The sequence below is a fragment of the Roseovarius lutimaris genome, from assembly GCF_900115165.1.
GTDB lineage: Bacteria > Pseudomonadota > Alphaproteobacteria > Rhodobacterales > Rhodobacteraceae > Roseovarius > Roseovarius lutimaris.
In genome coordinates, this window is record NZ_FOVP01000014.1 from 49,724 (window position 1) to 62,520 (window position 12,797).

At 60.7% G+C, this 12,797-nt stretch carries 8 protein-coding genes; 5 read left to right on the top strand and 3 right to left on the bottom strand.

Going from position 1 to position 12,797, the window contains the following annotated elements; all coding sequences use genetic code 11:
* Positions 1-123: 123 nt before the first annotated feature.
* The 3 genes from BMZ91_RS12990 to BMZ91_RS13000 all read left to right on the top strand — a co-directional run bounded on the left by BMZ91_RS12990 (position 124) and on the right by BMZ91_RS13000 (position 3,470).
* Positions 124-1,641, top strand: a complete 1,518-nt coding sequence (locus BMZ91_RS12990; protein WP_092839795.1) for a trimethylamine methyltransferase family protein — start codon at positions 124-126, stop codon at positions 1,639-1,641.
* A 435-nt stretch (positions 1,642-2,076) separates the two neighbouring features.
* A complete protein-coding gene (locus BMZ91_RS12995; protein ID WP_245736370.1) occupies positions 2,077-2,625 on the top strand; it encodes a DUF305 domain-containing protein in 549 nt (182 codons plus the stop codon).
* Between the two features lie 29 nt (positions 2,626-2,654).
* Positions 2,655-3,470 (top strand): MauE/DoxX family redox-associated membrane protein, encoded by an 816-nt coding sequence (locus BMZ91_RS13000; protein WP_245736371.1) that lies wholly within the window; start codon positions 2,655-2,657, stop codon positions 3,468-3,470.
* Between the two features lie 127 nt (positions 3,471-3,597).
* On the opposite strand, the gene BMZ91_RS13005 is transcribed toward BMZ91_RS13000, so the two are convergent.
* The 3 genes from BMZ91_RS13005 to BMZ91_RS13015 all read right to left on the bottom strand — a co-directional run bounded on the left by BMZ91_RS13005 (position 3,598) and on the right by BMZ91_RS13015 (position 8,935).
* A complete protein-coding gene (locus tag BMZ91_RS13005; RefSeq protein WP_092839561.1) occupies positions 3,598-4,572 on the bottom strand; it encodes a LysR family transcriptional regulator in 975 nt (324 codons plus the stop codon).
* A gap of 100 nt (positions 4,573-4,672) precedes the next feature.
* On the bottom strand, positions 4,673-7,777 hold the full coding sequence (locus BMZ91_RS13010; RefSeq protein ID WP_092839564.1) for an efflux RND transporter permease subunit: 3,105 nt from the start codon (positions 7,775-7,777) through the stop codon (positions 4,673-4,675).
* Positions 7,778-7,801: 24 nt separating this feature from the next.
* Positions 7,802-8,935: an efflux RND transporter periplasmic adaptor subunit gene (locus BMZ91_RS13015; RefSeq protein WP_092839803.1), complete on the bottom strand. Its 1,134-nt coding sequence runs from the start codon at positions 8,933-8,935 to the stop codon at positions 7,802-7,804.
* Positions 8,936-9,068: 133 nt separating this feature from the next.
* Between BMZ91_RS13015 and BMZ91_RS13020 the strand changes: the two genes are divergently transcribed.
* Positions 9,069-9,704, top strand: a complete 636-nt coding sequence (locus BMZ91_RS13020) for a TetR/AcrR family transcriptional regulator (protein WP_092839567.1) — start codon at positions 9,069-9,071, stop codon at positions 9,702-9,704.
* 213 nt (positions 9,705-9,917) lie between these two features.
* On the top strand, positions 9,918-12,797 hold the full coding sequence (locus BMZ91_RS13025; protein WP_092839570.1) for a monovalent cation/H+ antiporter subunit A: 2,880 nt from the start codon (positions 9,918-9,920) through the stop codon (positions 12,795-12,797).

Below are 12,797 nucleotides of genomic sequence, written 5' to 3' on the forward strand. Positions count from 1 at the left end.
AACTGATTCCACTATCCAGCAAAATATCGCAGTCTATTTTCGATATTTTGAAATCAACTCGGAAAGCTTTGCCTTTGGCCGCGCAATCCGGGTTCAATCCAATGGAAAATGGCGGGGGTCCACATGACGGCGACGCGCATAAGACGAACCGGACGAAAAGGGCGCATGGCGCTGCGCGCGGCCGGGCCGATGCTTGATCCCTGCCCGCCCGGACAGATCGGCGGCAGCTATAAACCGCTGACCGAGGCCGAGATCCAAAGGATCCACGGCACGGCGCTCGATCTTCTGGAAAGGCTGGGCATGGCAGAGGTGCCGCCCCGTCTGCACGCCGACCTGCTTGCCGCCGGTGCGCTGGACAACGGGGCCGGGCGGATGTTGTTTCCGCCCGCTCTGGTGCAGGCCGCCGTCGATCAGGCGGCCAAGACCTTCGTTCTGCATGGCCGCGACCCGGACCGCTCTATCGAGGTCGGCGGCAACCGGGTTTATTTCGGCACCGGCGGCGCGGCGGTGCAAACGCTGGACATGGAAAGCGGCCTTTATCGGCCCTCGACGCTGGCGGATCTGCACGATTTCACCCGGCTTCAGGACACGCTCGCCAATGTCAGCTGGTTCACCCGTTGCTGCGTTGCCACAGATGTTCCGGACAATTTCGATCTCGATGTGAACACGGTCTATGCCCTGCTGAAGAACACGACCAAGCCGATCGCCACCTCCTTTACCCTGGCCGGGCATGTGGCGCCCATCGTCAGGATGCTGGACATTGCCGCCGGGGGACCGGGTGAATTTTCAAGGCGCCCCTTCCTCAAGGCCCATATCAGCCCGGTCATATCGCCGATGCGCTATGGCGAGGATGCGGTTGACGTGGTTTACGCCTGCATCGACCACAACATTCCGATGTCCTGCATCACCGCCGCACAGGCCGGGGCCACCGCTCCGGCGACGCTGGCCGGGTTTCTGGCCCAATCGCTGGCCGAAACGCTCGCCAGCCTCGTTATGGTACATGCGATCCAGCCCGGCTTTCCGATGGTGTTTTCCAACTGGCCGTTGGTGGTCGATCTGCGCACCGGCTCTTTTTCGGGGGGAAGCGGCGAAACCGCCTTGCTGAATGCGGCCTCGGCGCAACTGTCGAACTGGCTGGGGCTGCCGTCGGGCGTGGCCTGCTCGATGAGCGATGCCAAGGCGGTCGACGCGCAATACGGCATGGAAAAGGGCATCACCTCGCTGGCCGCAGCCCTCGCCGGGGGCAACCTGATCTATGAAAGCTCTGGCATGACCGCCTCGCTGCTCGGCGCCAGCTTCGAGGGGTTCGTGCTGGACGATGAAATGCACTCGAACACCTATCGTGCGTTGCGCGGCATCGAAGTGACCGAAGAGAACCTTGGCTTTGACGCGGTCTGCGAGGCGGTGCTTGGAGCGGGGCATTTTCTGGGCAATCAGCAGACGCACGCCGCGATGGAGCGGGATTATTTCTATCCCTCGCTCGCGGATCGCGACGCGCCGCGCACCTGGGCCGAGAACGGCGCGCAGGATGCCTGGAGCAGAGCCCGTGACCGGGCCAGGACCATCCTGCGCGATCACCGGCCCGCTTACCTGACACCAGAGCAAGACAGGCAAATACGCGCGCAGTTCAATATTCTATGAGGGCAGACACCCGGCCAAACCGACCTTTTCCGCGACCTAACTGACCGGGATCGGGTATGCACCCGAAAAGCCCCTTTCGCCGTGGCGCGGTTAACGGCCGGGGCATGCCTGTTTTACCGGATGCAGCGCAATTCACAAAGGTCGGCTCTTCAGGCCGTCATAAATGCACAGGACAGGGTCAACTTCAACATGACACAGCTGAAACAGGTCAGCCCAGGGCATTGCACTATCCGATATCGCACTCAAATATCCTGACTTCAGGCCACCCGCAAGCAACCGGTCAGCGCGCCGAACCTGGCCCCTGCCGCCCGGGCCAGAGCAGACGATCCAGCGGTTTTTCCGTGTTGGCCCTCATGGGGCGGCACCGCGTTTTCAGGAACCAAAGGCCGACTTTCTGGTTGTGTTAACAGGACGATTTCAACAAGGAGATCGACAATGGCACACCAAGGCGACACATCAACGACGCCCCAAGGTGCGCATCACGACAGCAAAGGAAATGGCTACGGCCGCTTCTTGGCCATGATCGGCACCTCGACGGTCGCAATGTACGGCCTGATGTATCTGAACACTTACGCGCTGGATCACGTCTTCTTCTCGCAAACGCGGATGTGGATGGCGCTCTACATGGGCGGGATGATGGCGATCATCATGCTCGCCTTCATGCTGGGCATGTATTCAAAGCGAAAGACCAACATCGCTGTTTTCACCGGTGCCGCTATCGCCTTTGCCGCCGGGATTTACCTCGTCCGATCACAGGACACGGTCGGAGACGTAGCGTGGATGAAGGCGATGATCCCGCACCATTCCATTGCCGTCCTGACAAGCGAACGGGCAAACATTTCCGACCCGCGCGTTCGTGAACTCGCGGATGCAATCATTGAGGCACAGCGCGGTGAGATCGCGGAAATGAAGCGGTACATCGCGGATATCGAAGCGAACGGCGACGCGCCCGCAGGAACCGAACGGACGCCTTCGTTCGAATAACACAAACGAGGCTACTGGAGACTTGGAAAATGACGGCAATTGGCCCGATCGACGACCCGGATACCGCCCGCGAAAAGAGCAAGGGTTCCGAAAAAACAGCGGCCCTATATCGCATGGCGATGCCCGGACACCTTTGCCCTTTCGGCCTGAAGTCGCTGTCCATATTGCAGCGCAAGGGCTATGAGGTTGATGATAACCTGCTGACAACCGACGATGAGGTGGAAGCCTTTAAAAAGTCACACGGCGTTGAAACAACCCCTCAAGCCTTTATCGACGGTGAACGGATTGGTGGCCACACTGATCTAAAGAAGCATTTCGGTTATCGGGTGCTCGGCGAGGACGATACAACCTACACGCCCGTCATCGCGATTTTCACCAGCACTGCACTGATGGCGCTCGCGATTGTCCTGAACCTCTATGAGGGGTTTCCGGTCCTGACCTGGCTGAAATGGTTTTTCGCCACGTCGATGGTGGCGCTTGCAATACAGAAATTACAGGATGTGGAGGGCTTCGTGAACGGCTTTCTCGGTTATGACCTGCTTGCGCAGCGCTACGTGCCCTATGGCTACGCCTATCCCTTTGCCGAGCTGTACGCGGGCGTCGGCATGATGGCCCTGATTGGCACTGGCTCGGCGCTGATCTGGCTTGTGGCCCCTGTCGGCATCTTCATCGGCGCCATCGGCGCGGTCAGTGTCATCAAGGCTGTTTATATCGACAAACGCGAATTGACCTGCGCCTGTGTCGGTGGTGGATCGAACGTTCCGCTTGGGTTCATCTCGCTGACAGAAAACCTTGTGATGCTGGGAATGGGGATCTGGATGTTGACGATTTACATAGGGGGCTAGACATCGACAATTGTCTGTCCCGCGCAAAGCCTGTGCGCTCGGTCCCGCCTTCCGCTGGTGCGATCTTTTCCAAGCATGGAAGGAAGTCCTATGGCACAGATGCGCCGTGCCGAGCGGCGACCCCCGGTCATGTCAGCAGCTTGAAGCTATCCACGAGCCAGGGGGTACTTTGATGGAACGGCGCGATGGCGTGGTCGCTGATCAGGCGGCGCACCTTGCTGTCGACCAGCTCGATCACCGATCTGGAACAATCCGGCGTCGAGACAATCGCCAGAGTGCGCGAAAAGGTCTTGCCGGGAAACCGGTGCATCCGCAGCTTTGGCTGAAACCGTTTGGCGCGCGCAAACAGCAAGGGGGTGGTGATGGTCCAACCGGCCCCGGCGGCCACCATCGCCATCAGGGTCTGATTGTTGCTGCATTCAAATCTATGCGGTGAAGACACGCCGATGCGGCGCAGTTGCGATTCAATCTGGCGCGCGATCATCAGGTTTCCCGAAAACCGCAGGAACGGCAGTTTCGCGCGGCCCTCGACCACATCCGACAGAGAGTGTTCGCTGGCCACAGGAAGCACCACGACGAACGGATCGCGCAGCAAGGGCCGGTCCTGAAGATCACGGAGCCGTTCGGTCGGCTCTGTCGTGATCCCCAGATCAAGCTGCCGGTTGCGCAGCATTTCGATAATCTCGTGGCTGGAATCGGTTTGATACATGAAATCGCAGGTCGGCATGGTTCTGGACAGATAGACCGCCAGCTCGGGGATGATATCGCTGTCGAAATCCTCGATCGTGCCCAGCCTGAGATAGCTGGCCTCGGCCAGGTTCCCGGCCGAGGCTTCGGCCCTGGCCTTGCGGATTGAAAAAAGCGCATCGTCGATATTTCGCAGAAAGGCCCTGCCCTTGGGGGTCAGCACCATTGGCCTGCGGGCATGGTTGAACAGCTCGACCCCCAGATTGTCCTCCAGATTGCGCAGATGATGCGAAACCGTGCTGACCGAGAGGCCGCTTTCCCGCGACGCGGCCTGAAGCGATCCGTTCCTGGCGCAGATCTGAAACAGCTCGAGCGATTTTAGGCTTAGGTCTTTGGACGCGGATTGACGGGACATGAGGCGCACAACGCGGTTTGTTTGGGTTGGGCCAGCTTACTCATAAAATCTGAAAGGATACATTTCAAATTATCATACCGCCCCCCTTCGCACGCGGGCTTTAGTCTGGCCGCGTGCCGCGCCGCACAAGGCGGGTCACGATCATGAAGAACAGTGGCACAAACACAACCCCAAGCACCGTCGCCGAAATCGTGCCGCCAAGCACGCCCGAGCCAATGGCGTTGCGCCCGCCCGACCCCGCACCAGAGCTAAGCACCAGCGGCAGAACCCCAAGCGAGAAGGCCATCGAGGTCATGATGATCGGGCGGAACCGCTGGCGGGCGGCCTCGACCACCGCGTCGATCACCCGCTCGCCCTGTTCATAACGATCACGGGCAAATTCGACGATCAGGATCGCGTTCTTGCCGGTAAGGCCGATCACCGTCAACAGGCCGACCTGAAAGAAAACACCGTTGTCAAACCCGCCAAGCCAGGCGGCGGCAAGCGCGCCAAGCACCCCGATCGGCATTGCCAGCATCACCGCGAAGGGCACCGACCAGCTTTCGTAAAGGGCGGCCAGCGACAGGAACACCGCCGCCAGCGAGAGCGCATAAAGCAGCGGTGCCTGGCTTCCCGATTCGCGCTCTTCGAGCGACAACCCGGTCCAGGCAATGTCATAGCCCGGTCCAAGCTCGGCGACCAACCGCTCCATCTCGGCCATCGCATCGCCGGTCGAGGTGCCGGGCGCGGGCGAGCCCTGAATTTGCATCGACGGGATACCGTTATAGCGGTAAAGCCCCTGCGCGCCGTAATCCCAGCGGCCCGCGGAAAAGTTCGAGAAAGGCACAAGGCCGCCGCTGGCATTGCGCACCCGCCATTTGTCGATATCGGTGGGCACCGCGCGCGCCTCGGCGTCGCCTTGCACGTAAACCCGCTTGATCCGGCCCTGATCAATGAAATCGTTCACATAGCTTCCGGCCCAGGCAATGCGCAGCAACTCGCCCACATCGGTCGGGGTAAGGCCCATTGCCCCGGCTTCACGCCAGTCGATATCAAGGTTGAACTGCGCCGCATCCTCAAGCCCGTTGGGCCGCGCCGAGGCAATCATCGGGCTTTGCGCCGCCATCCCAAGAAGCTGATTGCGCGCGTTCAAAAGGTCGTCGTGGCTCTGACCGCCACGCGCCTGAAGGTAAAAGTCAAAGCCCGAGACATTGCCAAGCTCGATCACCGAGGGCGGCACCACCGGAAAAACCATCGCATCGCTGATCTGGCTAAAGGCGCCAAAGGCCCGCCCGGCAAGCGCCTGCACGCTCTGGCCGGGTTCGGTGCGTTCATCCCAATCCTTGAGCTGCACAAAGCCAAGGCCCATGTTCTGGCCCCGGCCGGCAAAACTGAAGCCGACCACCCCAAAGAGCGAATTCACCACCTCGGTTTCTTCGGTCAGGTAATAGTCTTCGACCTGTTTGACGACCTCAAGGGTGCGCTCTGCGGTGGCGCCTGTAGGGGTCTGGATCAGGGTAAAGAGAATGCCCTGATCCTCTTCGGGCAAGAACCCGGTCGGCGTGCGCAAGAACAGAAACACCATGCCAATCGTCATCGCGAGGTAGATAACGAACACCCGCACCGGGCGGCGCACAGACCAGCGCACCGTGCCGGTATAGCCATTGGTCAGCGTCGAAAACCCGGTGTTGAACCAGGCAAACGGCCCGCGTTTGGGCGCATGATCCTTGGGCTTGAGCAAGGACGCGCAAAGCGCTGGCGTCAGCGTCAGAGCAACCAGTACCGACAGAGCCATGGCCGAAACGATGGTGATCGAAAACTGTTGATAAATTACCCCAGTCGAGCCGGGAAAGAACGCCATCGGTACGAACACCGCCGACAGGACAAGCGCGATCCCGATCAACGCACCGCTGATCTGGCCCATGGATTTATGGGTGGCCTCGCGCGGGGAAAGGCCTTCTTCCTCCATGATGCGTTCGACGTTTTCGACCACGACGATGGCGTCATCCACCAACAGACCAATCGCCAGCACCATCGCCAGCATGGTCAGCGTGTTGATGGTAAAACCCGCCGCCGCCAGCACGCCGAAAGTACCGAGCAAGACCACCGGCACCGCCAGTGTCGGGATAAGCGTCGCGCGCAGGTTTTGCAGGAAAAGGAACATCACCAGAAACACAAGGCCGATCGCCTCGAACAGGGTTTTCACCACCTCTTCGATTGAAATCGTCACAAAGGGCGTGGTGTCATAGGGAATGACGTATTTGATGCCCTCGGGAAAGAAGCGGGAAAATTCGGCCATGCGCGATTTGATCTCTTGCGCGGTATCAAGCGCGTTTGACCCCGGCGCCAGCGTGATCGCCATCCCGGCGGCCGGGTCCTTGTTGAACCGCGCCGCGGTGGCATAGTTTTCCGCGCCAATTTCAACCCGCGCCACATCGTCAAGCAACACCAACCCGCCATCGGTTTCCGCGCGCAGGACGATTTGGCGGAAATCCTGCGGCGTGCTGAGAAGGGATTGCGCGGTGATTGTCGCGTTAAGCTGTTGCCCCTCAATCGTTGGGCGTGTGCCGAACGAGCCGGCTGAAATCTGGGCGTTCTGTGCCGAAACGGCGGTGACCACATCCGACGGCGTCAACTCAAACGCCGCAAGCTTGGACGGGTCAAGCCAGATCCGCATGGCATATTGCCCGCCGAACACATTGACCGAGCCGACGCCCTGAATACGGCTAAGATCGTCAACAATGTTGGACACAAGGTAGTCGGACAAATCCACCTGTTCGCGGGAATTATCGGTTGAAATAAGGCCAATCACCATAAGAAAGCCGGCCGAGGATTTCTCGACCGTGATGCCCTGACGCTGAACAATCTCGGGCAAAAGCGGCGTCGCCTGACCAAGCTTGTTTTGCACCTGAACCTGCGCGATATCGGCGTCTGTGCCGGTCTCGAAGGTCAGCACGATCTCTGCGCTGCCCGAAGAGGTGGAACTTGATGAGAAATAGCGCAAGCCATCAAGGCCGGTCATCTGCTGCTCGATCACCTGGGTGACCGTATTGGCCACCGTATTGGCCGAGGCGCCGGGGTAATTCGCCGCAATCGTCACCGAGGGCGGCGCGATCTGGGGGTATTGCGCGACCGGCAACACGCCGATGGACAAGGCGCCGATCCCCATCAACAGGATTGAAATGACCCATGCAAAGACAGGGCGATCAATGAAAAAACGTGCCATGTTACGCGTCCCTCAGCCTTTGGATTATTCAGAGGGCGCGCTTGTGGCGGCGCGCTCTTGCGGGGCAACGGTTGCCCCCGGCGCGGTTTTCTGAAACCCCGCCACGATGACCTGCTCGCCCGCCTCAAGGCCGCTGTCGACAACCCAGTCGCTGCCGCGGTCCTGAAGGATGGTAATCTCGCGTTGCTCGACCACGCCATCACCGTTGACCACCCAGGCAAGCGGGCGCCCGCGCCGGTCGCGGATCACGCCCTCTTGCGGCACTAGAAACACGTTTTCGGCCACCTCGACCGGCAGATCGACCTGCACATACATGCCCGGCAACAAAAGCATATCGGGATTGGAAAACTGCATCCGCAGGGTGACAACCCCGGTGAGCGGATCAACATTCGGCTCTGCGGCCTTCAACTGGCCGGTTTCGCCATAGATCGAGCCATCCGCCAGTTTGAGGCGCACCGTGCCATCGGCCCCGGCAAGGGCGCGCTCGGTTTCTCCGCGCCGCCAGCGCAACAGATCGGCGGCCGATTGCGTCACATCCACATAAACCGGGTCGATCCTGCGGATCACCGCCAGCGGCTCGGCCTGACTGGCGGTTACAAGGGCGCCCTGACTTGTCTGTGACAGGCCAATCCGCCCCGAAAGCCGCGCCCGGATGGTGGTGCGCGACAGCTCGATTTCGGCGGAATTCAACTGCGCCTGCGCAAGCTCAAGCCCGGCAGCGGCCGAATCGCGGGTCGCTGTCGCCTCGTCCAGCGCCTGTTCGCTGGCAACGTTGCGCGCCTGAAGCTCTTGAAGGCGTACCGCCTCGCGTTCGGCGGCGCGCAACTGGGCCTCGGCCTGCGCCACGGTGGCGCGGGCCTGTCGCACGCTGGCCTCATAGGTGACGGTGTCAATCTGGTAGAGCGGTGCGTTCACATCGACATCGGCGCCCTCTTCAAACATCCGTTCGGTGATGATGCCATTGACCTGTGGACGCACTTCCGCCTCGGCCGAGGCCGCAACCCGGCCCGGCAACGTCGAGGTCAGAGTCACGCTTTGCGGCTGCACGGTTACCACTGTGACCGATGTCGGGCCCTGCGACTGCTGGGCAAGCCCCACCATCGGGGCAAGCGCCAGCGAGGCCACCAACGACACGAAGAAACGCGAGACAGAAGGCATGGTGACCCCTTTCATGATTAAGCAGTGCAGCGAAGGCGGTCAGGCATTTACAAAACCGCTCAGTACCGTAAATATGACGCGTTTTCGAAAGGCAAGCCTGTCCCTGACAAAAGCGCGTGAAACGGAGTAAAAAATGAGTCAAACCCGCGAAAATGCGGAACGGGCGGACAAATGCGGGCGCGGAAGACCCGTCACCCAAACCGCCGAGGCCCGCCGCGCCGAGGTCTTTGCCGCTCTCGAATCAATCTACAACGACGCCGGGCTCGACGGGGCGACCATGGCCTGCCTTGCGGCGCGCGCGGGCATGTCCAAGCGCACACTTTATTCGGTGTTCCCAAGCCGCGCCGCGCTTTTGCGGGCCTACCTGCACAGGGTGGGCGGTGATTTCATCCGCCCCCTTCCCGCCCATGACCGCGATCTGCCGGTTGCCGCGCGCCTTGAAAGATTGCTGTCGCAACGCCCGCGCCAACAAGACTTTGGCCTTCCGCTTGCGGTGCTGCGGCTGATTATCGCGGAAACGCCGGTGACACCCGATGTCGGCCGCGATCTTGTCGACCGTATTTTTGCGCTCGATCACCAGATCATCAAGGACGAGCTTGACCTCGGCGTCGCGCGCGGCGAGGTCTTGATCGGCGACACGGGACAGGCGGCGGCGCTCTTGCTTGATATGGTCCGGCCCTGGCCGCTTGAATCCCTGCTTGATCCGGCGCGTGTGCCCACCTCGGCCGATATGGCGGCGCGGCGCGCTCTGGCTATCGAGGTTTTTTAAACGGGATTGGCGCGCGGCCCGCCCCCTGAAAGACCGCCCCCAAGGGCCGCTTTTGGCGCCGCTTCCGCAAAATCGACCGGAATCGGGTTGTAGCGCCCAAAGCCCGCCGTATATTACCAATTATCGACTGAAACAGTCTGGCAATGTGCCCACCCAAGTGGCGCTCTGACTGGCCCGGTTGACAGGGATGGACGGAACAGGGGCACGACACAAATGGACACCGCCGGGAGCTTTCTGCCGATTATTGCGGCCCTGCCGTTTTTGGGCGCTTTGTTTCCGGGGCTGATGATTCAGGCCGGGCGTAACACCTGCGCTGCCTTCACCGCGGCCCCGACCATTCTTGCCCTTGTGTTGTTGTTGCTCTGCGCGCCCGCCGTCCTGCATGGCGAGGTGCTTCAGTTTCAACTGCCCTGGCTGCCCAAGCTGGGCCTGAACGTCAATTTCATGCTCGATGGCTTGGGTCTTTTGTTTGCCGGTCTGATCCTTGGCATCGGCCTTTTGATCATCCTCTATGCGCGGTTCTACCTCTCGCGCGAAGATCCGATGGGGCAGTTTTACACCTACCTTCTGCTGTTCCAGGGCGCGATGGTTGGCATTGTTCTGTCCGACAACATCCTGCTTTTGCTTGTTTTCTGGGAACTTACCTCGCTGTCGTCCTTCCTGTTGATCGGCTATTGGAAGCACCTACCAGAGGGCCGTCAGGGCGCGCGCATGGCGCTTGTCGTGACCGGCACCGGTGGGCTGGCGATGATCGCGGGCATGCTGATCCTCGGCAATATCGTCGGAAGCTATGACCTGAGCGTGATTCTGACACAAAAGGACATCATTCAGGCCGATCCGATGTACCTGCCGGCGCTTCTGCTGATCCTTGTGGGCTGTTTCACCAAATCGGCGCAATTCCCGTTTCACTTCTGGCTGCCGCATGCCATGGCCGCGCCGACGCCGGTTTCGGCCTATCTGCATTCGGCGACGATGGTAAAGGCCGGGCTGTTTCTGATGGCGCGGATGTGGCCGGTTCTGGCGGGCACGCCCGAGTGGTTTTATATTGTCGCCACGACAGGCCTGATCACCATGCTGATCGGCGCCAAGATCGCCCTGTTCAAGGATGACCTCAAGGCGCTTTTGGCCTTCTCCACCGTAAGCCACCTTGGCCTGATCACCATGCTGCTTGGCTTTGGCACCAAGATGGCCGCCGTCGCGGCGGTGTTTCACATCATCAATCACGCCACCTTCAAGGCCGCGCTGTTCATGACAGCCGGCATTGTCGATCACGAGACCCACACCCGCGATATCAAACGCCTTGGCGGTCTGCGCCATCTGATGCCCATCACCTTTGTGATCGTCACCTTCGCGGCGCTGTCGATGGCGGGCATCCCGCTTTTGAATGGCTTCCTGTCCAAGGAAATGATGCTTGAAGAGGCCTCGCACACGATCTGGCAGGGCAATCACTGGATCGTGCCGGTGCTGGCGACCCTGGGCGCGCTGTTTTCGGTGGCCTATTCATTTCGCTATATCGTGCATGTATTCTGGGGTCCGCAGCGCGACGATTACCCGTCCAAGCCGCATGATCCCGGCTTTGGCATGTGGGCGGCCCCGGCCTTTCTTGTGGTGCTGGTCGTGGCCATCGGCCTTGCGCCTTTCCTGGCAGAGCCGCTTGTGCGCGCCAGTGCGGGGGCCGTGATTGGCGGCACTTTGCCCGAGTTTCACCTGAAGATCTGGCATGGCATCACGCCCGCGCTGTTCATGTCCGGGGCTGCGGTTCTTGGCGGTGCGATCCTTTTGGCCCTGCATGCGCCGCTGATGCGGCTTTGGCTGGCAACGCCGCGCCCCGAAGCGAAAACCATGTTTGACGCCATCACCCGCGCCGCCACCCGTGCAAGCCGCGCCTTTACCAGTGGCGTCCACAATGGCGCCCTGACGCGCAATGGCGCCACCTTTACGGTCACTGTTCTGGCGGCAGGCTGGCTGGCCTGGTCGAGCGGTGAAACCCTGTCGGCAAGCCGCGAGATGCTGCCGATTGCGGCGGTGCCAGCGATTGGCTGGATGTTGCTGATCGTGGCGACGATTGGCCTTGTGGCCTTCCATCGCAGCCGCTTTCTGGCGCTGGTTCTGATGGGGATTGTCGGGCTGATCGTGTCACTTGGCTTTGTCTATTTCTCGGCGCCCGATCTTGCCCTGACGCAGATTTCGGTTGAGGTGGTGACGATCATCCTGTTGTTGCTGGCGTTGAATTTCATCCCCCGCACCACACCGGTTGAAAGCCACCCGGCGCGCCGGATGCGCGATGCTCTCATCGCTGTCGCGGGCGGGGTTGCGGTCACCGGTCTGACCTATGCCATCCTGATCAGCGATTTCGCTTTTGAAAGCATCTCGGCCTTTCACCTCGCCAATTCCTACAAGGGCGGCGGCGGCACCAATGTGGTCAACGTGATCCTGGTGGATTTCCGGGGCTTTGATACCTACGGCGAGATCATCGTGCTGGGGATTGCCGCACTGGTGATTTTTGCGCTCACCGATACCGTTCTCAAGGGGCGTGGCGGGCGCTGGCTCGCGAATTGGGACAAGAGAAAATACCGCGAGGCAGGCGATCGTCATCCCCTAATGATGGTGGTGGCGACGCGGGTGATGATGCCCATCGCCCTTATGGTCGGCGCCTTTATCTTTCTGCGCGGCCATAACGAACCGGGTGGCGGATTTATTGCCGGGCTGATCGTCGCGATTGCGTTCCTGATGCAATACATGGCCTCGGGCTTTGCCTGGGCCGAGGCGCGCCAGCGTGTGACCTATCACGCCACCATTGGTGTCGGGGTTCTGGTCGCCAGCGTGACCGGCCTTGGCGCATGGCTTGCGGGCAAACCGTTCCTGACAAGCGCCTATGGGTATATCACCCTTCCGCCGATCGAGAAATTCGAATGGGCCACTGCGATGGCGTTTGACACCGGCGTGTTCCTGACCGTGGTCGGCGCCGTGATGCTTGCGCTCAACAGCCTGTCGAGCATGGCACGTCGCACCGGTGAGACGGTCAACATCTTCCCGATGGATATCAACCCGGCCCGCGCGGATGCAGACGGCACGGACGAGGGGAACGCGTAA

What these genes read in the sequence shown, in the direction of transcription:
- BMZ91_RS13000 (WP_245736371.1), top strand. Translation starts at nt 2,655, where the DNA reads ATGACGGCAATTGGCCCGATCGACGACCCGGATACCGCCCGCGAAAAG.
- BMZ91_RS13025 (WP_092839570.1), top strand. Translation starts at nt 9,918, where the DNA reads ATGGACACCGCCGGGAGCTTTCTGCCGATTATTGCGGCCCTGCCGTTT.
- BMZ91_RS13005 (WP_092839561.1), bottom strand. Translation starts at nt 4,572, where the DNA reads ATGTCCCGTCAATCCGCGTCCAAAGACCTAAGCCTAAAATCGCTCGAG.
- BMZ91_RS12995 (WP_245736370.1), top strand. Translation starts at nt 2,077, where the DNA reads ATGGCACACCAAGGCGACACATCAACGACGCCCCAAGGTGCGCATCAC.
- BMZ91_RS12990 (WP_092839795.1), top strand. Translation starts at nt 124, where the DNA reads ATGACGGCGACGCGCATAAGACGAACCGGACGAAAAGGGCGCATGGCG.
- BMZ91_RS13020 (WP_092839567.1), top strand. Translation starts at nt 9,069, where the DNA reads ATGAGTCAAACCCGCGAAAATGCGGAACGGGCGGACAAATGCGGGCGC.
- BMZ91_RS13010 (WP_092839564.1), bottom strand. Translation starts at nt 7,777, where the DNA reads ATGGCACGTTTTTTCATTGATCGCCCTGTCTTTGCATGGGTCATTTCA.
- BMZ91_RS13015 (WP_092839803.1), bottom strand. Translation starts at nt 8,935, where the DNA reads ATGCCTTCTGTCTCGCGTTTCTTCGTGTCGTTGGTGGCCTCGCTGGCG.